Below are 20,426 nucleotides of genomic sequence, written 5' to 3' on the forward strand. Positions count from 1 at the left end.
GTCCGCCTCTACAACGGCCAGCTGCCGCAATCCGTCCTGAAAGGCCGAACGCCCATCGAGGCGCTCAAGGACTGGCATCGCCAGAAGCCGGAACTATTCAAGAAGCGGCCGTACAATCACGCGGGATGCGACACCTAGGTAAATGGCCCGCGCAATCGCGATTAGCAGAAGGCCAAAGAAAACAAGGTGAAGCTTCGATGCCAAATCCAGCCCAAATGCTGAAGGCGAACTTCTTGTTACGGTCTCGAAGCCAAAGTGATCGGTGAGGAGATCATTCAAGAAGATCAGGTATCCGGCAGCAGTTGCAAAAACAGACGACTTGGCAATTCCATTTTCGAAGAGCCAAAAATAGTCGCTCCATGAAAATCGATATATGCGCCAATAAAGCCAGCCGCACCTCTCTGAAAGCCAGAGGGGATTGTCAAATGAGTCTCGAAAGCGGCGATACAGCATTTCGTGTCATCCGAGTAAAGACACTGACTTAAACATCCAGCTCCTCCACGAACCGTGCGTTCTCGCTGATATACTGGAACCGCAGCTCGGGCTTCTTGCCCATCAGGCGCTCCACGAGGTCGCCGGTCTCGCCGGGCTCGTCCTCGTCGATCGAGACGCGGATCAGGCGGCGGGTGGCCGGGTCCATCGTCGTTTCCTTGAGGTCCTTGGCGTCCATCTCGCCGAGGCCCTTGAAGCGCGACACCTCCACCTTGCCCTTGCCGCCGAGGCCGCGCTCGAGGCATGCCTCGCGCTCGGCCTCGTCGAGGCAGTAGACGCGCCGCGCCCCCTGCGTCAGCCGGTAGAGCGGCGGGCAGGCGAGGTAGAGGTGGCCGGCATCGACCATCGGCCGCATCTGCGTGAAGAAGAAGGTCATCAGCAGCGCCGCGATATGGGCGCCGTCCACGTCGGCGTCGGTCATGATGATGACCTTGTCGTAGCGCAGGTCGTCGAGCCGGAACTTCGTGCCGAGCCCGGTGCCGAGCGCCTGGGTCAGGTCGCTGATCTCGGCGTTGCTGCCCAGCTTTGACGAAGCCGCGCCGATCACGTTGAGGATCTTGCCGCGCAGCGGCAGCAGCGCCTGCGTCTCGCGGTTGCGCGCGGCCTTGGCCGAGCCCCCGGCCGAATCGCCCTCGACGATGAACAGCTCCGTGCCCTCGCGGGAGGTCGCCGTGCAGTCGACCAGCTTGCCGGGCAGGCGCAGCTTCTTGGTGGCCGACTTGCGCGCCGTCTCCTTCTCCTGCTTGCGGCGCAGCCGTTCCTCGGCGCGCAGCACGAGGAAGTCGAGGATGGCGCCGGCGGCCTTCGGGTCGGCCGCGAGCCAGGTGTCGAACCGGTCGCGCACAGCGCCCTCGACCATGCGGGCCGCTTCGCTCGTGGCCAGCCTGTCCTTCGTCTGGCCCACGAACTCGGGCTCGCGGACGAAGCAGGAGACCAGCGCGCACCCGCCCGTGACCAGGTCGTCGCGGGTGATCTGCGCGGCCTTCTTCACGTTCGCGCGCTCGCCATAGGCCTTTACCCCCTTCAGGATCGCCGCCCAGAAGCCCTGCTCGTGCGTGCCGCCCTCGGGCGTGGGCACCGTGTTGCAGTAGGAGTGCAGGAACCCGTCGCGCGCGGGCGTCCAGTTGATCGCCCATTCGACCGAGCCGGGCTGGCCGAACCTGTCGGCGAACTCGACCTTGCCGGCGAAGGGCCGCTCGGCATAGGTCGTCGCGCCGCCGAGGCTCTCGGCGAGGTAGTCGGCCAGCCCGCCGGGGAAGCGGAACGTCGCCTCCATCGGCGTGTCGCCGTCCTCGAGCGCCGATTTCCACCGGATCTCGACGCCGGAGAAGAGGTAGGCCTTGGAGCGCGCCATCTTGAAGAGGCGCGACGGCTTGAAGCGCTGGTGGCCGAAGATTTCTTCGTCGGCATGAAACGTCACCGTCGTCCCGCGCCGGTTGGGCGCGGGCCCGGCCTTCTCCACCGGGCCCTGCGGCACCCCGCGGGCGAAGTCCTGCACCCAGAGCTCGCGGTTCCGCGCCACCTCGACGCGCAGGTGATCGGACAGCGCGTTGACCACCGACACGCCGACGCCGTGCAGGCCGCCGGAGGTCTGGTAGGCCTTGCCGGAGAACTTGCCGCCCGCGTGCAGCGTGCAGAGGATCACCTCGAGCGCCGACTTGTCGGGGAACTTCGGATGCGGGTCGACGGGGATGCCCCGGCCGTTGTCGCGGATCGTCACGCTGTCGTCGGCCGACAGCTCCACCTCGATGCGGGTGGCGTGGCCGGCCACCGCCTCGTCCATCGCGTTGTCGAGCACCTCGGCCACCAGGTGGTGCAGCGCGCGCTCGTCGGTGCCCCCGATATACATGCCGGGGCGCTTGCGAACAGGCTCCAGCCCCTCCAGCACCTCGATGGAGGAGGCATCGTAGCCCTGGGGCTCCTGCCCCGACAATAGATCGTCCGGCATGGGATCACTGCTCTTGTTGCCTCTGGCCGCAGACTACGCCACATCTGGTGGGCGAGCAAAGGGTGGCCAGCCGCGCGCGATCTTTCACGAGACGGATCGCACCGGATTTTCGTACGAAGGCTCGCGGCGTGGCGAAGGAAGGATCGAGGTTCATGTGGAACGAGCGTTACGCCGGTGAGGACTACCTGTTCGGGACGGAGCCGGCCGCGTTCCTCGTCGCGCAGGCCGAGCACCTGCCCGATGCCGCGCGTGTGCTCTGCGTGGCCGACGGGGAGGGGCGCAACTCCACCTGGCTCGCCGCTCGGGGCCACGTCGTCACCGCCTTCGATCCGGCGCCCAACGCGCTCGCCAAGGCGCGCAGGCTGGCCGCGGCGCGGGGCGTGACGGTCGACATGCGCGAGGCGGGCGTCGAGAACTGGCCATGGGAGGAGGACGCGGTCGATGCCGTCGTGGCCATCTTCATCCAGTTCGCGCCGCCCGACCTGCGCGCGCGTCTCTTCGCCGGCATGGCGCGCACGATCCGGCCTGGCGGCGTGCTGCTCCTGCACGGCTACGCGCCCCGTCAGGTCGGCTATGGCACCGGCGGGCCGCCGCAGGCGGAGAACATGTATACCCTGCCGCTGCTGCACGCGGCCTTCCCCGGCTGGGCGGTGCTGCACGAGGCCGATTATGACGCCGAGATCGACGAGGGGCGCGGCCATTCGGGGCGCTCGGCGCTGGTCGATTTCGTCGCGCGGCGCCCCGCCTGAGACAGGCGGAATTCCACCGCCCCCCCCACCTGCGCGCATTGCCGCAGGAGGCCCGCGCCGCTATGCTCCCGGCCATGACGCCCCGCCTCGCACCGGTCGCCGCGCTTGTCCTCGCCGTGCCACTCGGGGTGGCCTCTGCCGGGCCGGCCCATGCGCACCCCCACATCTTCGTCGATACCGGCGTGACGCTGATCCATGACGAGCGCGGGCGCCTGACCGCCTTGCGCATCTCATGGACGTACGACGAGCTGTTCTCGCTCCTGATGCTCGAGGATCTCGGCCTCGATGCCGATTACGACGGCGTCCTTTCGCAGGAAGAGACCGACGCGCTGCAGGGCTTCGACATGGACTGGCCCGAATGGTACGAGGGCGATGTCTATCTCGAGGCGTCGGGCACCCCCGTGGCCCTCGGCCCGCCCGAACCCGGCCCCTCGGGGCTGCTGCCCAATGGCATGCTCACCTCGACGCATACCCGCCGGCTCGAGCGGCCGGTCGATGGCGCGGAAGAGAGCGTGGTGGTCAAGGTCTACGACCCGACCTTCTACACCGCCTACTCGATCCTGCCGCAGCAGGTATCGAGCGAGGCGCCCGGCTGCACCACCGCCGTCTTCACACCCGATCTCGATGCCGCCTACGCCTATCTCGATGCCGCTCTGGAGGAGCTCGGCGCGAGTATCGACGATCCCTTCGTCGAGCAGGACTTTCCGCCCGTCGGCGACCGCTTCTCCGAAGAGGTGCGTCTCACCTGCGAGAAGGCGGACGGGTGAGCGCGCCGCCTGACGTCGCCGCGCCGGAGCAGGCCGCCGCCGCCACGCGGGCCACGCCGCGGGGCAGGGGCTGGCGCCGTGCCGCGGGGCTTGCCGTGCTCGTGGCGGCGGCCACACTCGCCTTGTTCTGGGCGGGCGACGGATTCGACCGGCTGGCGCGTTGGGCCGCCGAGGGGCAGCGCGCCTTCCAGAACGCGATGGCGGGGGGGCTGCGCGCGATAAAGGGCGGGCAGCCCGGCGCGGTGGCGACGCTCATGGGCCTCTGCTTCGCCTACGGTTTCTTTCACGCGGTCGGGCCGGGGCACGGCAAGATCCTGATCGGGGGCTACGGGCTCGGTCGCCGGGTGCCGGTGCGCCGGCTCGCCGGCCTCGCCATCGCCTCGTCGCTGGCGCAGGCGGCGACGGCGGTGGGGCTGGTCTATGTCGGCGTTCTCGTCTTCGACTGGTCGCGCGAGCGGATGACGTGGATCGCCGACCACGCGCTGGAGCCGCTCAGCTACGCCGCCATCGGTGCGATCGGCCTCTACCTGCTGATGCGCGGCGGGGGGCGGCTGGCCCGGGCGGTGCGGCCGGTGACGGCCGGAAGCGGCGCGCATGGCCACCACCACGACCACAGCGACCGCCACGGCCATGCCTGCGAGAGCTGCGGCCACGCCCACGGGCCGAGCCCGGAGCAGGCGGCCGGGATCCGCTCCTGGCGCGACGCGGCGTTGCTGATCGGTGGGATCGCCATTCGCCCCTGCACCGGCGCGCTGTTTCTCCTGATCCTGACCTGGCGGATGGACATCGTCGCGGCCGGCATCGCCGGCACCTTTGCCATGGGGCTCGGCACGGCCTCGGTCACGGTCGCGGTCGCCCTCGCCTCGGTCTCGATGCGCGAGGGGGCGCTGATGGCGCTCTCGGAGGGTCGTGCGCTGCGGGTGGGGCTGCCGGTGCTGGAAGTGGCAGCCGGCGCGCTCGTGGCGCTCGTCGCCGGCCAGCTCCTTCTGCGCGCGATCTGAGCGGGGGCGGGCGGCGCATCGCCTTTGGGGCGCAGCCGGCGCTTGCCGGATGCTGCAGGCGGGCGTAGAGGCCGGACCATGCCCGCCACGCCGCTTTCCCGCCGCGCCCATGCGCGGGCCATCCTGACCCTCGGCCTGCCGCTGATCGGCGGGCATCTCGCGCAGTTCGCCATCGGCGTGACCGACACGGTCATGCTCGGCTGGTACGGGGTGGAGACGCTGGCAGCGGGCGTGCTCGCCCATTCCGTCTTCTTCGTGTTCTTCATCATGGGGTCGGGCTTCGCCTGGGCGGTGATGCCGCTCGTCGCGGCCGAGCAGGCCAACGACGGCGGCGAGACCCAGGTGCGACGGGTCACGCGGATGGGGCTGTGGCTGTCGACGCTCTTCGCTGCGCTCTGCCTGCCGGTGATGCTCTTCTCCGAGCCGCTGCTGCTCGCGCTGGGTCAGGCGGAGCCGGTGGCCGAGCGCGCCGCGGACTACCTCGCCATCGCCGGCTGGGGGCTTTTCCCCGCGCTCGTCGTGATGGTGCTCAAGAGCTACCTCGCCGCGCTCGAGCGCACCCAGGTCGTGCTGTGGACGACGGTGATCGCCGCCGTCGCCAACGCGCTGGTCAACTGGCTGCTGATCTTCGGCAACTGGGGGTTTCCGGAGCTCGGCGTGCGGGGCGCGGCCTACGCCTCGGTCGCGGTGCAGATCGTCTCGCTCGCCGTGCTGATCCCCTACGCGGTGGCGCGGTTTCCCGATCATGCGATCTTCGTGCGGCTCTGGCGGGCCGACCGGGAGGCGTTCGGACAGGTCTTCCGGCTGGGCTGGCCGATCGGGCTGACCAACCTCGCCGAGGTCGGCATGTTCTCGGCCTCGGCGATCCTCGTGGGCTGGCTCGGCGCGGTCCCGCTCGCCGCCCACGGGATCGCGCTGCAGGTGGCGACGGCCTTCTTCATGGTGCACATGGGGCTGTCGAACGCGGCGACGATCCGCGCCGGGCAGGCGCTGGGGCGGCACGACATCGCGGGCCTCGCTCGCGGCGGGCAGGTGGCGGTCGGCCTGTCGTTCGGCGTGGCGGCGGTGACGACGGTGATCTACCTCGCGTTCCCGGAGCCGCTGATCGGCCTCTTCCTCGACCCCGACGAGCCCGCGCGACCCGAGATCCTCGCGCTCGGCGTGACGCTGCTCGCGCTCGCGGCGGCGTTCCAGGCGGTCGACGGGGCGCAGGTGGTGGCGATCGGCCTGCTGCGGGGCGTTCAGGACACGCGGGTGCCGATGGTCATGGCCGCGCTCGCCTACTGGGGCGTGGGCCTGCCGGCGAGCTGGGTGGCGGGCTTCGCGCTCGGCTGGGGCGCGGCGGGGGTCTGGACGGGTCTCGTGCTGGGGCTCGCAACGGCGGCGGTGCTGCTTCTGCACCGGTTCTTCCGGGTGACCGTGCCGGCGCTCCGCGCGGGTGCCGCGCCTCCCGACGCGGGTGGCGGGCCGGGCGGCAGAGGCGCGGGCGGGCGTCCGAACGACGCCCTGCCGGGCGCGGTCGCCCCCGCGGCGCAGAAACAGGGCTGAGGGCGAGATACCCGCCCGTCGAGACGGACCGCCGTTTCGAGGGCGTCGTCACATGCCGCCGGAGGCGAGTGCAAAAGGAAGCGCCCCGAAGCATCGCTGCTCCGGGGCGGACTCTTTCATGGTCAGGCAAGGGCCTTTGGGGCGTGCCGCGGTTCGGGGCCGAGCCCCGGCTCCGCGCACACCGGCCTCAGGTCGGCTCCGGCTCCATCCCGCCGGTGTCGTCGCCCGGCTTGGACTTGGGCTTCTTGGTCTTGGGGATCGCGGTGATGGAGGGGGCCGACGGCGCGGGCGCATCGTCGTCGTCGTCGCCGCGGTGGATCGGCTCGCCCTTCATCGCCTTGAGGATCTCGGGGCCGGTCAGCGTCTCGTATTCGAGCAGCGCCTCGGCCAGCCGGTGATGCTCGTCGGCGTGCTCGGTCAGGATGCGCTTGGCCTCGGCATAGCCCTCGTCCACCAGCTTGCGCACCTCTTCGTCGATCTTCTCCTGCGTCTCGGGGCTGACATTGCCGCCGCCCGAGTAGCTGCCGAGATAGCTCTGCTGCTCGTTGGCGTAATCGACGTTGCCGAGCGCGTCGGAAAAGCCGAACTGCGTGACCATGGCGCGGGCGATCTTGCTGACCTGCTGGATGTCCGAGGCCGCGCCCGAGGTGATGTTCTCCTTGCCGAAGATCAACTCCTCGGCGACCTTGCCGCCCATCGCCATGGCGATCTTGGATTTGTACTTGGTGTAGGTCACCGAGTACTGGTCGCGCTCGGGCAGCGAAAGCACGAGGCCCAGCGCCCGCCCGCGGGGGATGATCGTCGCCTTGTGGATGGGATCGTGCTGGGGGACGTAGAAGCCCACCACCGCGTGGCCCGCCTCGTGATAGGCGGTCAGCTTCTTTTCGTCCTCGGTCATGACCATCGACCGCCGCTCGGCCCCCATCATGACCTTGTCCTTGGCGTTCTCGAAATCCTCCATCGTCACGAAGCGCCGGCCGACCCGCGCGGCCATGAGCGCCGCCTCGTTGACGAGGTTGGCGAGGTCGGCGCCCGAGAAGCCGGGCGTGCCGCGGGCGATGATCCGCAGGTCGACATCGGGGCCGAGCGGCACCTTGCGGGCATGGACGCCGAGGATCTTCTCGCGGCCCTTCACGTCGGGGTTGGGCACCTGCACCTGCCGGTCGAAGCGGCCGGGGCGCAGCAGCGCGGGGTCGAGCACGTCGGGCCGGTTGGTGGCGGCGACGATGATGATGCCCTCGTTCGCCTCGAAGCCGTCCATCTCGACGAGGAGCTGGTTGAGCGTCTGCTCGCGCTCGTCGTTGCCGCCGCCATAGCCAACGCCCCGCGAGCGGCCGACCGCGTCGATCTCGTCGATGAAAACAATGCAGGGCGCATTCTTCTTGGCCTGCTCGAACATGTCGCGCACGCGGCTGGCGCCGACACCCACGAACATCTCGACGAAGTCGGAGCCCGAGATGGTGAAGAACGGCACGCCCGCCTCGCCCGCCACGGCGCGTGCCAGCAGCGTCTTGCCGGTGCCCGGCGGGCCGACGAGCAACGCGCCCTTGGGGATCTTGCCGCCCAGCCGCGAGAATTTCTGCGGGTTGCGCAGGAACTCGACGATCTCTTCGAGGTCGTCCTTCGCCTCGTCGATGCCGGCCACGTCGTCGAAGGTGACGCGGCCCTGCTTCTCGGTCAGCAGCTTGGCCTTGGACTTGCCGAAGCCCATGGCGCCGCCGCGCCCGCCGCCCTGCATCCGGTTCATCAGGAACAGCCAGATGCCGATCAGCAGGATGAAGGGCAGGAGCGTGCCGAGATAGGCCAGGATCCCGTTCTGCTGCTGCGGCTCGGCCACCACCTCGACATCCTGCGAGATCAGCCGATCGGCCACGTCGACATCCTGCGGCTTGACCGTGCTGTACATCGTGCCGTCGTTGCCGCGCACGCTCAGGCGCTCGCCGTCGATCGTGACCTGCGCCACGTCGCCGTCATCCACCATCTGCACGAACTCGGAATAGCTGAGCGTGCGGGCGGACATGGTCGCCTGGTTGCCGCTGAACAGGTTGAACAGGGCAAGGATCAAAAGGAAGAGGACGACCCAGAATGCAATGGAACGGGCGTTTCCCAAGAGAGAGCTCCTTCGGTTCGGGCGCGCATCGGAGACGCGGGCGCCGGCGTGGCGCTTGTGCAGCAAGATAGAGACGTGACGCCCCGGTTCAATGTGAAAGAAGCGTGGCGAGGCAGTCGTCGACTGTAAAAGCCGGTTGACACGTCCAGCCCTCGCCCAGCCCGGCGAGCGGCGCGGCCACCAGCCGATCGCCATGCCACAGGGCCGGGCTCGCCATCAGGCTCTCGCGCGGGGGGCGGGCGTGGCCGGTGTCGGGCAGGGGGCCGAGGGCCCGTTGTCCGAGGGCGCGCACGGTGTCGGCACGCGCCGCGCCCTCGGTCCGCTCGAGTTGCCAGAACCCGTCCCACAGGGCGTCGGGCGGGCTCTCGAGTGCCGCAACGGCGGCATATTCGCGCGCGATGCGGATGGTGCCGCGCCGCACGCTCACGAAGCATCCGTGCAGCGTGCCGCCCCGCCCGCGCACCAGCCCCTCGGCCAGCGCGCGCAGCGGGCGGTAGCGCGGGCGGTAGGGCGAATGCGCCCGCCAGCGCAGCAGGTGCGCAAGCAGGCGATGGCGGATCTCGGCCGGCTGCGTGGCGAACGCTTCCTGCGGGAGCGTCAGGTCGCCCCTGTCCAGCGCGAGCGACGACGCGGCGACGTGTCGCGTCATCTCTTCCAGCGCCGCGCGGGCGTCGGCCATGCGCGCCGCGGTCTCGGCCAGCCGCGCGTCGTCGAGCCCCAGCGCCGCGAGCGCCCGCCGCGTGCGCACCCGGTCGAAGGCGGGGTCGTCGTTGGTGGGGTCGTCGGCCCAGGCCTGCCCGCGGGCGTTCAGCTCCTGGCGCAGGGCATATCGCTCGACGTCGAGCAGGGGGCGGAGAAACCGCACACCGTCGGCGACCCGTTCCTCGGCCATCGCCGCCAGCCCGTCGACGCCCGAGCCGCGGGCGAGCCGCATCAGGAGCGTCTCGGCCTGGTCGTTGCGGGTGTGGCCGAGCAGCACGGCGGCCAGCCCCTCGCGCACAGCCCATCCCGCCAGCAGGGAAAAGCGGGCGCGGCGCGCGGCGTCCTGCAGGTTGCCCTTCCGGTCCCACTGCCAGACGAGCACCCGGTGGGGCAGGCCGAGCGCCCGCGCGGCATTGGCCACCATCCGCGCCTCGTCGGCCGCCTCCGGCCGCAGGCCATGATCGACCGTCACCGCCTCGAGCCGCGTGCCCCGCGCCGAGGCCCAGTCGGCGGCGAGGGCCATCAACGCCATGCTGTCGGAGCCGCCCGACACCGCGAGGCCCAGCGCCTCCGGCGCGGCGCCGGGAAAGGCGCGGGCGAGGGCGGTGGCGAAGGCCTCCTTCGGCCCCGGGTCAGCCGCAGCCAAGGCGGGAGAGCTCGGCGGCGGCCTGCCCGGCCGCGTCGCTGCCGGGGAAGCGCGACTGCACTTCGCCGAGCGTCACGCAGGCATCCTGCGTCTGGCCGAGCGCGCCCAGCTTCTGCCCCAGCGCGAGCAGCGCGGCGGGCGCGTTCGGCCCCGACGGCGCCTGGCTGAACGCCTCGAGAAAGGCGCGCGCCGCATCGGCCGTCTGCCCCAGCGCGTCGAGCGCGCGACCGCGCAGGAAATGCGCCTCGCCCGTCAGCGGCCCCCCGGGATAGGTCTGCACGTGCCGGGCGAAGAGGCGCGCGGCCTCGGCGTTGTCGCCCGCCTCGAGCGCGGCGCGGGCGCGCTCGAAATCCTCGCGCTCGCCCACGGCCATCTGCGGACCGTCGCTCTCGGGCGCGGGCGTGATCGCGGGCGGCGGCGCCTCGGGCACCGGCCCGCCCAGCGTCGGCGTGTCGCGGAGGGCGCCGATGTCGCAAGACGGCTCGAGCTCGCAGAGGCGGAATTCGAGATCGCCGATCCGGTTCGTGCCGTCCTGCACGACCTGCTGGATGCGGAACGACAGCTCCTCCGCCCGCGCGGTCAGCCGCTGCAGCTCCTGCTCGATCAGGTCCACCCGCTCGATCAGGCTGCCCGACGCCTGCGGCACGCCCGGCCCGCCGGTCGTCGACAGCTCGCGGTTGAGCCGCTGGATCTCGACGTAAAGCGCCGCGAGATCCTGGCGGATGTCGGCCAGAGTCCCTCCGTCCTGCGCGGGAGCGGTTCCGGGCAGGGCACAGGCGGCGGCGATCAGCAGGGCGGCAGCGCGGCGCATCGGCGTCTCCTCAGCTGCCCGCGCCGGCCTCGAGCACCGTCACCGCGCGGCGGTTCTGGCGGTAGCAGCTCTCGTCGGAGCAGACCGCGATCGGCCGCTCCTTGCCGTAGGAGACGGTGCGCAGGCGAGTGCCGGCGACGCCCTGGCCGATCAGGTATTCCTGCACGGAATTGGCCCGGCGGGCGCCGAGCGCGAGATTGTATTCGCGGGTGCCCTGCTCGTCGGCGTGACCCTCGATGATGGCGCGGTATTCGGGGTTCTGCGACAGCCAGCGCGCCTGTGCCGACAGGGTGTTCCGTGCCACCGAGGTGAGCGACGACTGGTCGACCTCGAACAGCACGCGGTCGCCGACGGTCTCGCGGAAATACTGTGGCGAGTTGGGCGCGGCGGTCGCCTGCGCGCCTGCGCCGGGGCCGCCCGCGCCCCCTGCGCCGCCGAAGCCGCCGGGATTGGCGCAGGCCGAGAGGGCCAGCGCGCCGACAAGGAGCGCCGCGCGGACGACCGGCCGGCGGAGGGGATGGTGGCTCTGGGGTGCCATGGTGCCTGTCCTGTTCTTGTCTGCTTCGTGACTGCCGTGTCTCCGCGCCGCCCGCGGCGCGACCGTTTCCGAACAGTTAACATTTGCCCGCCGCCAAGGAAATGCTCGTCACGCCGGGGTGCGCTGTTCCGGGCGCCAGCTGTCGCTCGCCTCGCGGGAATGGCGGCGTGCTCCCGCTGACCGTCCAGCGCCGCCGCACCCGCCGCACCCGCCGCAGCGGGCGCCGGACCCGACCGGAGGAGCGCCCGCTCGGCGCGAGGGAGGGCGGAAGCCTCCCTTGCCCGATCGCGCCGCGCTGCGCCTCCATCACGGCAGGAGCGGCGACCATGCAGGGTCGGAGGCGGGGCCGGGCGTGGGCACGCGCTTGAGGTTCCGCCCCGACACGTCGACCGAGTAGATCGCGGGCTGCGCCTCGGCGCCCGCCCCCTGCCGGGTGAACATGATGACCCGACCGTTCGGCGCCCATGTCGGGCCTTCGTCGAGGAACGAGGCGGTCAGCAGCCGCTCTTCCGATCCGTCGGTGCGCATCACGCCGATGTGGAACCGCCCCGATGCCTGCTTGGTGAAGGCGATGAGATCGCCCCGCGGCGACCAGACCGGCGTGCCGTAGCGGCCCGGGCCGAAGCTGATGCGCCGGGCCTCTCCCCCGGAGGCGGGCATGACGTAGATCTGCGGCGTGCCCGAGCGGTCGGACTCGAACACGATCCGCGAGCCGTCGGGCGAGAAGGAGGGCGCGGTCTCGATCGAGGGCGCCTCGGTCAGGCGCACCGCCTGCCCGCCGCCGAGCGAGCGCGCGAAAAGGTCGGTGTTGCCCCCGCGCGAGGCGGAATAGACCACCCGGCTGCCGTCGGGCGAGAAGCGCGGCGAGAAGGTCATCGTGCCCGCCTCGTCGGCCAGCACCTGCCGCCGCACCGTGCCCACGTCGAGCAGGTAGATCTGTGGAAAGCCCGTCTCGTAGCTGGTGTAGAGCACGCGGTCGCCCGTGGGCGAGAAGCGCGGCGCGAGCACCAGCGTCGCGTCGTCGGTCAGGAACTGCACGTTCGCGCCGTCGTAATCCATGATCGCCAGCCGCTTGCGGCGCGCGTCCTTCGGCCCCTCTTCGCTCACGAAGACCACGCGGCTGTCGAAATAGCCGCCCTCGCCGGTGATGCGCGAATAGACCTGGTCGGCCACCTTGTGCGCGATCCGGCGCCAGGCCTGCGTGGTGCCCCCCAGCCGCAGGCCCTGGCCCAGCTCGGTGCCCGCGAAGACGTCATGCAGGCGGAACTTGGTCTCGACGCGCCCGTCGGCGCCGACGCTGACCGCGCCGACGATCAGCGCCTGCGCGTTGATCGCCTTCCAGTCGGAATAGGCCACCGGCTGCTCGAACGACGCGACCCGCGCGATATGCGCCTCGGCCGGGATCTCGCGGAACAGGCCGGTGCCCACGAGGTCGGCCGCGACGACACGGGTGATGTCGCGGGCGATCTGCTCGGCGGCGGCGTTCTCGGCCACGAAGACCGGCACCGCGAAGGGCAGGGGCTCGACCACGCCCTCGGTGATCTCGATGCGCAGCGGACCGTCCTGCGCGGGGGCCGGCGTGGCGAGCCAGACCGCCAGCAGGCCGAGGATGGCCATGCCCGACAGGCCGAGCTTCGACAGGAGGGTGGCGAGGACGAATCTCAGGAGAAACATGGCGGCCCCTTTCGCTGGCACCGGTCTTGTAGGGGAAACGGGCGGGGGATGCAGGCCATCGCGCTTACCGCAGCCTCATTTCTTCGGGGTTGAAGACCATCTCGATCTGCTCCCACCGGGCATATTTCTCGGCCGGCAGGTCGTAGCCGCCGCGCTGGCAGCGCAGGATCGCGCGCCGGGCCGACTGGAAGGCCGACTGGATCGCCGCGTCGGACCCGCCCGACGCCTCGAGCATCCGCAGGGTGCCGTCGATCACGGTGCCGTCCGGGCTCATCCGCATGCCGACGGTGACGGTGACGTTCGCCGCCTCCGAGCCGACATCGACCACCCAGCACTCCTGAACGGCCAGCCTCAGCGCGTCGCGCTCTCCGGCCGTCATCGGCGGGCCGGGGTCGCCCGTGGCGGCCCCGCCGCCGGCGACCGCTTCGGCAACGGCATCGGCAATCGCGTCGGCCTGCGGGTCGGCTGGCGGTTCCGGTTCGGGCTCGGGCTCGGGCTCCGGCTCTTGCCGGGCGACCGGGTCCGGCTCGGGCTCGGGTGCGGGCGCGGGGCGGTCGGGCCGGGTGCGCGGGCGGGGCGTGGCGGTCGGCGCGAGCGCGATCTGCTGCGCACCGCCTTCCTCGGTCGCCTCGGTCACGATCCGCGTCGTCGCGGCCTCGGGTGCCTCCGCCTCCTGCGGCTCGGCCGGCTCGGGCGGCGTCTCGTCGGCGGGCACGGGCTCGGCCGCCTCCTGCACCTCGGGCGCCACGGCCACGTCCCGCTCTGGGCGGTCGGCCGGGCGGGGGGCGACGCGGGGCGCCGGCGTCGGCGTGTCGCCCGGCTCTGGCGCCAGCACTGCGCCCGCGTCGTCGGGCACGGACGGGGCCGGGTCGGCCTCGGGCGCGGCGGGCTCGGCCTCCGGCTCCGGTTGTGGCTCCGGTTGTGGCTCCGGCTCGGGCAGAGGATCCGGCTCCGGTTGTGGCTCCGGCGCATCCTCGGGGTCCGCCCCGAGGCTCGGCGTGCCGCTGCCCGACCGCTCGACCAGCGCGGCGAACTCCGCCCCCGAGATCACCGAGACCTCGGTGACCTGCATCGCCTCGTCGAAATCGCCCGAGAAGATGCCCGCCACCAGCGCCCAGAGCACCAGCGCCCCGTGCGCCCCGCCGGAGATCTTGAGGGCAGTTGTCAGTTCCATGGCGGCTCAGCCGTCCCGCCCGTCGAGGCGCGGGCCGCCCGTGTCGGTGACCAGCCCGATGTCGTTGAAGCCGCCGGCATTGAGCGCGCCCATCACCTGCATCACCCGCTCGTAGGGGATCGCCCCGTCTGCCCGAAGGAAGATACGGGTGTCGGCGCGCTCGGCCGCCACCGCCTGCAGGCGGGGCACCAGCTCGCCCTGCCCGACCTCGGTCGTCATGATCGCCACGCCACCATCGGCCGTGAGGGTCACGGTCAGCGGCTCTTCCGTGATGCTCGGCAGTGCTTCGGCGGCCGTCTCGGGCAGGCGCACGGGCACGCCCACGGTCAGCAGCGGCGCCGCCACCATGAAGATGATCAGGAGCACCATCATCACGTCGACGAACGGCGTGACGTTGATCTCGGCCATCGCCTGGGTGCGCCCCCGGCGCCGGCGGCGCGATCCGCTCGCGCCGCCACTCCGGCTGCCCGACATCGCCATGTCAGGCGTCCAGCTGGCGCGACAGGATCGTCGAGAACTCGTCGGCAAAGCTCTCGTAGCCGCCCACGATCCGATCCGAGTCCGCCGTCAGCTTGTTGTAGAAGATCACGGCGGGGATCGCCGCGAGCAGGCCCAGCGCGGTCGCCAGCAGCGCCTCGGCGATGCCGGGCGCCACCACCGCGAGACTGGTGTTCTGCGCGATGGCGATCTGCTCGAAGGCGTGCTTGATGCCCCAGACCGTGCCGAAAAGGCCCACGAACGGCGCGGTCGCGCCGACCGTGGCGAGGAACGACAGGCCCCCGTTGAGCCGCTCGGCCTCGCGCGCGATTGCCACGTCCATCGCGCGCTCGATGCGGGCCTGCGCACCGGGGATGAGCGCGCCATCGTCGCGGTGGCTGCGGCGCCACTCGGTCATGCCGGCGGCGAAGACGCGCTCGGCCGCACACGAGGGCGCGTCGGCGATCTGGTCGTAGAGCTCGTCGAGCGGCTCGCCCGACCAGAACGCCCGGTCGAACCTGGCCGAGGCCCGGCGGGCCGCGCGGTAGTTCACCGTTTTCTGGATGATGATCGCCCAGCCCCAGATCGAGGCGACGACCAGCATGAGCATCGTGATCTGCACGATCGGCGTGGCGCGGGCGAACAGCGCCCACGTGGAGAAATCGACATCCGCGGCCTGGGCGGCGAGTGGTTCCATGGCGACATTCCTGCTCGGGGGGCGCGCGGCCCCGGTCCCGCATCTGACGGCGGCTTGCCGCGGATACTACAGGGTTTGAAGGGCAAAGGCCAACACGAAGCCGTGCGCACGCCCCGCGCTCACCCCTCGGCCGCGAGCCGTGAGCGGAGCTCCGCCGGCAGGCGGGCGGGGCGACCGTCGGTGCCGATGCAGGCCAGGGTCACCCGTGCCGCGAAGCACAGCCGCCCCGTGCCGTCATGCGTCACGCGCTGGTCGAGCACCAGCCGCGCCCCCGTCGCCTCGACCGCCTCGGTCGTCACGGTCAGCCGGTCGTCGAGGCGGGCAGGCGCGCGGAACGCGGCGTCGAGATGGGTGACGGCGAAGACGCGGCCGGCCTCGCGCATCGCGTTCTGGTCGATCCCGAGGCCGCGCACGAGGTCGGAGCGCGCGCGCTCGACGTATTTCAGCCAGTTGGCATGGTAGACGATGCCCGCCATGTCGGTGTCTTCGTAATAGACGGTGACGGGAAAGGTGTGCATCGGCGGTCCTGTGGCAATCTGCGTGCGGGTGTCCGGATCGGGCCGACACCGGCGCGTCTAGCGCGCAACGGGCTGCACGCCAAGATCGCCGCCCGTGACGACGCAGCTTCCCGCGCAATCCGTCTCGCGCACGAGGCGAAAGCTGGGCGGCATCCCCTCGGGGCAGACCCGCGCGTCGGTATACAGGAACGCCCGGTCGCGCCATGTCGTGCAGGCGAACGTCCCGCCCGCGGTGAGTGTGGCGAGCACCCCGGCGACCGTGGCCCATTGCAGGTGGTGGGTGTAGTCGATCGCCACCGGCGCGCCGGAGCGCGCCATCTCGGCGGCGAAGCGCTCGACCCAAGGGGTCGGCGGAACCTGCCTGTATGCATCCTCCGCGAAGACCCGGCCCGGCAGATTCTGCGGAAGCAGGGCGCCGGCGGCGAGTGCGACCGTCGCCATGAGACCGGTCGGCACAAAGACGCCGCGCGCCGGGGCGACAGTCGGGCGCGGGGCTGCGCCGCCACGCGGCAGAGCGGCTGCCTCGGCGATGATCGCCGCGCTCACGGCGCCGGCGACGACGAGCAGCGAGCGCAGGTAGAGCACCGAGTGCGACTCCAGCGGGGCCGGCGTGTCCCAGTAGGCCGCCGCGGTCGCGGCAAGCGAGGCGACACACAGAACCGACAACCGCGCCAGGCGGCCGGCCAACGGGCGCCCGGGCGGGGCGACGGCGAGCAGCGCGACGGCGACGAACAGGGCCGCGAGCAGCAGCGGCAGGTCGGGGCCGAGGCTGCCGTCAATGGCCGCGCGCAGGCCGTCCCATCCCGCCGGCGGAGCCGCGGCCTGCTCGTCGAGCGCCGCCAGGATGTCGGCGAAGTTCCCGCCCGGAAGCTTTGCCGCCTCCACGGCGATCGGAAGCAGGAGCGCCGCGCCGATTGCGAGGGCCGCCAGGCCGTGCAGCGCCAGCTTGCGCCGTGGCGGCCACGGCGCGTCGCTCACGACGGCGAGCACGAGCGCGACGGCGAGCACGAGCGGTATCAGAACCGCCATCGTGACGTAGCCATGTACCAGCAGCCCGCAGGCCAGCACGGCGGGGGCGAGGGCCCGGGCCTCGCGCTCGGCCAGCCAGGCGAGGCTGACAACGAGAAGCAGGAACGGTGCCTCGATCCGGCGCGGCATCCACACCCCGCTCAGGTCGCGCCCGAGAACGGCCACGGCGAGCAGGGCGATGCCGGCTCCAAGCGCGAAAGAGCCGCCGGGCAGGAGCAGCCGCGCGAGGCCGGTGGCGGCGCCGGCGACGAGCAGGGCGTTGAGGGTGACGCTCCCCCACATCCAGGCGTGCAGCCGCTCGACGGGCAACGGCTCGAACAGGACGTTCCAGTAGAAGAAGACCGGCCCCGGATGGTTGAACCTGAAGCGCGAGTAGTGCCCCGTCGTCAGCCACTCCGCGCGGGCGAGGGCGTCGGCATGCAGCATGTCGGCGGCGAGATCACCCCAGACCCCCACCTCGGAGAACAGATCGGGCGCCGAGACATACACGATGAGCCCGAAGCTGACGGCGAAGGCGACGGCGAACTCGGAGACGGCTTTCATGGCGCTACTCTAGGGGCTGCCGTCACCGGCTGCCAGACGGGGCGGTCTTGGCCCGCGGCGCGGTCTCCACGCGGGCGGCTGCCGCAGGGCACGGCCCCGGGCCTACCGCGCGACCACGACGAGCCCCATCCCCTCGCCCCTGGCGCGGCAGGCCCCGTCGCATGTCGCCTCCGGCACGATGCGGAAATCGGCCGCAGAGCCTTCGGGGCAGACATACGCCTCGGTGTAGAGATACGCCATGTCGCGCCACGTCGTGCAGGCGGCGATGCCGCGGGCGTCCAGCTCCACCAGCAGCCCGGCCGACACCTCCCAGTACATGTGCTCGGCCTTGTCGATGGCCACCGGGCCGGGTGCGGCGCGGCGTGGCCCGGCCCGTTCCACCGCGTCGGCCAGGCGGTCGACCACGGGGCGCACGGGATAGTTCCGGTAGACCTGCGGGTCGAACACGCGCGAGGGCAGGTTCTGCGGCAGGGCCGTGGCGACAGCGAGCGCCGCGCCCATGGCCAGCGCGCCCATGGCCGGCGCGGCGGTGCCTGCCACGGCGCCGGGCCGCGCACCGGCAACGGCCCCGTTGGCAAGGCGTCTGTGCAGGGCATCGCGCAGGGCGGCCGTCGCGACGGCGGCGGCCACGATGCCCAGCGTCCTGAGATAATGCACCGAATGTCCCTCCATCGGCGCCGGGGTGCCCCAATGCGCGACCACCACGATGGCGAAGGCGGCGAGCGAGAGGCAAGCGAGGTGCGCCACCCGCACCGCCACGGGCGGGCGGGGCGGCGCCGCGGCCAACAGCAGGACGATCAGCAGTAACACCGGCACGAGGATCGCGACCTTGCCCCCGAGGCTGGCGCCCATCGCCGCGCTGACGCCGCTCCAGCCGGCCTCGGGCGCCGACCCGGATCGGCCGAGCGCCTCGAGAATGGCGCCGAAATTGCCGCCCGGCAGGCGGCTCGCCTCGACCGCGAGAGGCAGCAGGAACAGCGCGCCAACGCCGAGCGCCGCGCCGCCATGCACCAGCAGCGCGCGGCGCGAGGGCCACGGTGCGCGGCTGCCGCGCGCGAGCACGAGCGTGACGGCCAGCAGCGCCGGCACGATCACCGCCATGGTGACGTAGCCGTGCACGAGCATCCCGCAGGCGAGCGCGGCGGGGACGAGGGCGCGCGCCTCGCGCCCGGCCAGCCACGCGAGCGATACCAGCAGCAGCAGGAACGGCGCCTCGAGCCGCGTCGGCATCCATGCCACGCCGAGGTCGCGGTCGAGATGGGCGGCGGCGAACAGCGCGACGGCGACGGCGACCGCCGCCGAGCCGCCGGGCACGAGCAGCCACGCGAGCCCCGTCGCCGCGCCGGCCACGAGCAGGGCGTTGAGCGTGACGCTGCCCCAGATCCAGGCATGCGCCCGGTCGACCGGCAGCGCCTCGAACAGCGCGTTCCAGTAGAAAAAGGCCGGCCCCGGATGGTTGAAGCCGTGGCGCGAGTAATGCCCGGTCGTCAGCCAGTCGCCGCGCGACAGCGCGTTGGCGTGCAGCATGTCGGCGGCCATGTCGCCCCAGGTGCCGACCTCGAGAAAGAGGTTCGGCGCGGCGATGTAGACGATCGCGGCGAAGGCGGTGGCGAAGGCCAGCGCGAAGGATGCGACGGGCGTCATCGGGGCGGCCTCTCGCTGCGGTCGGGGGCGAGGCTACACCGCTTTGGCTGCCGGTGCGATGCCCGGCGCGGCGCCCGGCGCGTCACCCGTAGCGTCACCGGGGGGGCGGGCTCAGGCCAGCGCGCGGGCGGCGGCGACGCCGGCGGCGACCGAGCCCGCGGTCAGCACGGTGCCCCAGGCGATGTCGGCGGCGACCATGGCGGGGTGCCAGTCGCGCATCACCGCCCAGGAGGTGAGCTCGTAGGTGCCGTAGGCGACGAGGCCCAGGATCGCCCCGTTGAGCGCCCCCGCGCCCACGCCCACGCCCTCGCGCAGCCCCGGCAGCCCGGCGAACCAGACCATGCCGAAGAGATAGACGAGGTAGAACAGGATCGCGGGCAGGTAGCGCAGCCCGTCGAGCAGCCCCGCGCCGAGGTGGCGCAGGAACAGCGGCTTCATCACGGTGGAGAGCATGAGCGCGTCGGCCACGAGGAAGACGGCGCCGGTGACGAGGGTGAGAACGAGGATCTGCATCTGGGGCAGGTAGCGGGCACGCTCTTGATTTCATCGGCGCCGTCTCGGCATCTTCCTGTGCATGTCGACGGTGCCCGAAAGATCCCCGCGACCGCGCCCTCGCGGCGACGATCTGTCGGGCGGTCCGTGGGCGGTGTGGGAGCGGCTGGGCGAGTTGTGGGAACGGGTCGAGCCGGTCTGCGCCGCGGCGCGCGCCTCGGAGTGGTTCTGGCCGTCTGTCGCCACGCTCGGGGCGCTGCTGCTCGTAGGGGTGCATGCACGCTGGCGTCGGCGCAGGCGCACCAGAAGCGTGTTCCGCACGGTCCCCGGCAAGCCGTGCGAGTGGTGGCGGCAGCCGGGCAAGCGGACCGACAATCTGCAGCGATGGGTCTGCCGAGCTTGCGGTGTGGATGCCTTCACGAGCACCGGCAAGCCGCCCGTCGAGTGCAAGCGCAACCTGCGTGAGGCGCAGCTCTAGATGGGCGTGCGGCGCGCGGAGGGCCGCGCCCGACCCTGGGTGGGCGCTGCGGGGCGCTTGTGGGGGGCGGTTTATACCGAAAGCCCCGGACGCGGGCCGTGCGGCGGGCGGCATCGCCAATGCGCCCTCCCGGGGGGAGGGTCGGGCGCGGCCCGGGCTGGACGCCCGTGCCCGGGTGGGGCTGGTGACTGGCGCGGGCCATCGGGGTGCCGGCGAACCGGGTGTCGGCCATCGTGGCGGGAAGGCGGTCGGTGACGGGCGACACCGCCCTGCGCCTCGCCGCGGCCTTCGGCACGACCCCCGAGTTCTGGATGAATCTGCAGAGCGGCTACGACCTGGCCGTGGCCCGCGACGCCTTTCCGGGCGGGGTGGAGCGGGTGGCGTGAGG

At 71.9% G+C, this 20,426-nt stretch carries 19 protein-coding genes and 1 pseudogene; 7 read left to right on the top strand and 13 right to left on the bottom strand.

All coding sequences use genetic code 11. The annotated features are described in order from the left end of the window. A pseudogene (locus DLJ49_RS22365) lies at nt 1-138 on the top strand (IS481 family transposase); the annotation flags it as partial. A 343-nt stretch (nt 139-481) separates the two neighbouring features. Here the strand turns inward: DLJ49_RS22365 and parE are convergent. Further along, nucleotides 482-2,440: a DNA topoisomerase IV subunit B gene (parE, locus tag DLJ49_RS06940; protein WP_115392817.1), complete on the bottom strand. Its 1,959-nt coding sequence runs from the start codon at nt 2,438-2,440 to the stop codon at nt 482-484. A gap of 152 nt (nt 2,441-2,592) precedes the next feature. On the opposite strand from parE, the gene DLJ49_RS06945 reads away from it, so the two are divergent. The 4 genes from DLJ49_RS06945 to DLJ49_RS06960 all read left to right on the top strand — a co-directional run bounded on the left by DLJ49_RS06945 (nt 2,593) and on the right by DLJ49_RS06960 (nt 6,505). Further along, entirely contained in the window at nt 2,593-3,189 is a 597-nt protein-coding gene (locus DLJ49_RS06945; RefSeq protein ID WP_115392818.1) for a class I SAM-dependent methyltransferase, read from the top strand. Between the two features lie 74 nt (nt 3,190-3,263). Then, nucleotides 3,264-3,956, top strand: a complete 693-nt coding sequence (locus tag DLJ49_RS06950) for a DUF1007 family protein (protein ID WP_158547416.1) — start codon at nt 3,264-3,266, stop codon at nt 3,954-3,956. Nucleotides 3,957-4,051: 95 nt separating this feature from the next. Continuing rightward, nucleotides 4,052-4,957, top strand: a complete 906-nt coding sequence (locus tag DLJ49_RS06955) for a nickel/cobalt transporter (RefSeq protein ID WP_369932504.1) — start codon at nt 4,052-4,054, stop codon at nt 4,955-4,957. Nucleotides 4,958-5,035: 78 nt separating this feature from the next. Continuing rightward, a complete protein-coding gene (locus DLJ49_RS06960) occupies nt 5,036-6,505 on the top strand; it encodes an MATE family efflux transporter (protein ID WP_115392821.1) in 1,470 nt (489 codons plus the stop codon). A gap of 187 nt (nt 6,506-6,692) precedes the next feature. Here the strand turns inward: DLJ49_RS06960 and ftsH are convergent, their stop codons facing one another. The 12 genes from ftsH to DLJ49_RS07020 all read right to left on the bottom strand — a co-directional run bounded on the left by ftsH (nt 6,693) and on the right by DLJ49_RS07020 (nt 19,581). Next, nucleotides 6,693-8,615, bottom strand: coding sequence for an ATP-dependent zinc metalloprotease FtsH (ftsH, locus tag DLJ49_RS06965; RefSeq protein WP_115392822.1), 1,923 nt, complete (start codon nt 8,613-8,615; stop codon nt 6,693-6,695). Between the two features lie 88 nt (nt 8,616-8,703). Next, nucleotides 8,704-9,963: a tRNA lysidine(34) synthetase TilS gene (gene tilS / locus DLJ49_RS06970; RefSeq protein WP_233488818.1), complete on the bottom strand. Its 1,260-nt coding sequence runs from the start codon at nt 9,961-9,963 to the stop codon at nt 8,704-8,706. Beyond that, the gene (ybgF, locus tag DLJ49_RS06975; protein ID WP_115392823.1) at nt 9,950-10,774 is read right to left on the bottom strand and encodes a tol-pal system protein YbgF; all 825 of its coding nucleotides are present in this window, start codon (nt 10,772-10,774) and stop codon (nt 9,950-9,952) included. Before ybgF ends, tilS begins: the two co-directional genes overlap by 14 nt. Nucleotides 10,775-10,784: 10 nt before the next feature. Then, a complete protein-coding gene (gene pal / locus DLJ49_RS06980) occupies nt 10,785-11,312 on the bottom strand; it encodes a peptidoglycan-associated lipoprotein Pal (RefSeq protein WP_115392824.1) in 528 nt (175 codons plus the stop codon). A gap of 306 nt (nt 11,313-11,618) precedes the next feature. Beyond that, a complete protein-coding gene (tolB, locus tag DLJ49_RS06985; protein ID WP_115392825.1) occupies nt 11,619-12,986 on the bottom strand; it encodes a Tol-Pal system beta propeller repeat protein TolB in 1,368 nt (455 codons plus the stop codon). 64 nt (nt 12,987-13,050) lie between these two features. Next, nucleotides 13,051-14,160, bottom strand: coding sequence for a cell envelope biogenesis protein TolA (locus tag DLJ49_RS06990; RefSeq protein ID WP_115392826.1), 1,110 nt, complete (start codon nt 14,158-14,160; stop codon nt 13,051-13,053). Between the two features lie 6 nt (nt 14,161-14,166). Further along, entirely contained in the window at nt 14,167-14,634 is a 468-nt protein-coding gene (locus DLJ49_RS06995; protein WP_115392993.1) for an ExbD/TolR family protein, read from the bottom strand. Nucleotides 14,635-14,641: 7 nt separating this feature from the next. Further along, nucleotides 14,642-15,334 carry a protein TolQ gene (gene tolQ, locus DLJ49_RS07000; protein WP_115392827.1) on the bottom strand — a complete coding sequence of 231 codons (693 nt, stop codon included), beginning with the start codon at nt 15,332-15,334 and terminating at the stop codon, nt 14,642-14,644. 119 nt (nt 15,335-15,453) lie between these two features. Next, complete coding sequence (ybgC, locus tag DLJ49_RS07005) at nt 15,454-15,852, bottom strand: tol-pal system-associated acyl-CoA thioesterase (protein WP_115392828.1); 399 nt, start codon at nt 15,850-15,852, stop codon at nt 15,454-15,456. 57 nt (nt 15,853-15,909) lie between these two features. Beyond that, complete coding sequence (locus DLJ49_RS07010) at nt 15,910-17,424, bottom strand: hypothetical protein (protein ID WP_115392829.1); 1,515 nt, start codon at nt 17,422-17,424, stop codon at nt 15,910-15,912. Between the two features lie 102 nt (nt 17,425-17,526). Continuing rightward, on the bottom strand, nt 17,527-19,068 hold the full coding sequence (locus tag DLJ49_RS07015) for a hypothetical protein (RefSeq protein WP_115392830.1): 1,542 nt from the start codon (nt 19,066-19,068) through the stop codon (nt 17,527-17,529). A gap of 111 nt (nt 19,069-19,179) precedes the next feature. Continuing rightward, a complete protein-coding gene (locus DLJ49_RS07020; protein WP_115392831.1) occupies nt 19,180-19,581 on the bottom strand; it encodes a DUF2177 family protein in 402 nt (133 codons plus the stop codon). Nucleotides 19,582-19,642: 61 nt separating this feature from the next. Here DLJ49_RS07020 and DLJ49_RS07025 point away from each other — a divergent pair, with 61 nt between their 5' ends. Together DLJ49_RS07025 and DLJ49_RS07030 are read left to right on the top strand one after the other, a co-directional pair. Further along, nucleotides 19,643-20,038 (top strand): hypothetical protein, encoded by a 396-nt coding sequence (locus DLJ49_RS07025; protein ID WP_147277276.1) that lies wholly within the window; start codon nt 19,643-19,645, stop codon nt 20,036-20,038. Nucleotides 20,039-20,238: 200 nt separating this feature from the next. Further along, complete coding sequence (locus tag DLJ49_RS07030) at nt 20,239-20,424, top strand: HigA family addiction module antitoxin (RefSeq protein ID WP_255566586.1); 186 nt, start codon at nt 20,239-20,241, stop codon at nt 20,422-20,424. Nucleotides 20,425-20,426 lie beyond the last annotated feature (2 nt).

Source organism: Rhodovulum sp. 12E13 (assembly GCF_003340565.1).
Lineage (GTDB): Bacteria > Pseudomonadota > Alphaproteobacteria > Rhodobacterales > Rhodobacteraceae > HLUCCA09.

Bases quoted from the DNA above. Each gene is read 5' to 3' on its own strand.
- parE (WP_115392817.1), bottom strand. From the start codon at position 2,440: ATGCCGGACGATCTATTGTCGGGGCAGGAGCCCCAGGGCTACGATGCC.
- DLJ49_RS06945 (WP_115392818.1), top strand. From the start codon at position 2,593: ATGTGGAACGAGCGTTACGCCGGTGAGGACTACCTGTTCGGGACGGAG.
- DLJ49_RS06950 (WP_158547416.1), top strand. From the start codon at position 3,264: ATGACGCCCCGCCTCGCACCGGTCGCCGCGCTTGTCCTCGCCGTGCCA.
- DLJ49_RS06960 (WP_115392821.1), top strand. From the start codon at position 5,036: ATGCCCGCCACGCCGCTTTCCCGCCGCGCCCATGCGCGGGCCATCCTG.
- ybgF (WP_115392823.1), bottom strand. From the start codon at position 10,774: ATGCGCCGCGCTGCCGCCCTGCTGATCGCCGCCGCCTGTGCCCTGCCC.
- pal (WP_115392824.1), bottom strand. From the start codon at position 11,312: ATGGCACCCCAGAGCCACCATCCCCTCCGCCGGCCGGTCGTCCGCGCG.
- tolB (WP_115392825.1), bottom strand. From the start codon at position 12,986: ATGTTTCTCCTGAGATTCGTCCTCGCCACCCTCCTGTCGAAGCTCGGC.
- DLJ49_RS06990 (WP_115392826.1), bottom strand. From the start codon at position 14,160: ATGGAACTGACAACTGCCCTCAAGATCTCCGGCGGGGCGCACGGGGCG.
- DLJ49_RS06995 (WP_115392993.1), bottom strand. From the start codon at position 14,634: ATGTCGGGCAGCCGGAGTGGCGGCGCGAGCGGATCGCGCCGCCGGCGC.
- tolQ (WP_115392827.1), bottom strand. From the start codon at position 15,334: ATGGAACCACTCGCCGCCCAGGCCGCGGATGTCGATTTCTCCACGTGG.
- ybgC (WP_115392828.1), bottom strand. From the start codon at position 15,852: ATGCACACCTTTCCCGTCACCGTCTATTACGAAGACACCGACATGGCG.
- DLJ49_RS07010 (WP_115392829.1), bottom strand. From the start codon at position 17,424: ATGAAAGCCGTCTCCGAGTTCGCCGTCGCCTTCGCCGTCAGCTTCGGG.
- DLJ49_RS07015 (WP_115392830.1), bottom strand. From the start codon at position 19,068: ATGACGCCCGTCGCATCCTTCGCGCTGGCCTTCGCCACCGCCTTCGCC.
- DLJ49_RS07020 (WP_115392831.1), bottom strand. From the start codon at position 19,581: ATGCAGATCCTCGTTCTCACCCTCGTCACCGGCGCCGTCTTCCTCGTG.
- DLJ49_RS07025 (WP_147277276.1), top strand. From the start codon at position 19,643: ATGTCGACGGTGCCCGAAAGATCCCCGCGACCGCGCCCTCGCGGCGAC.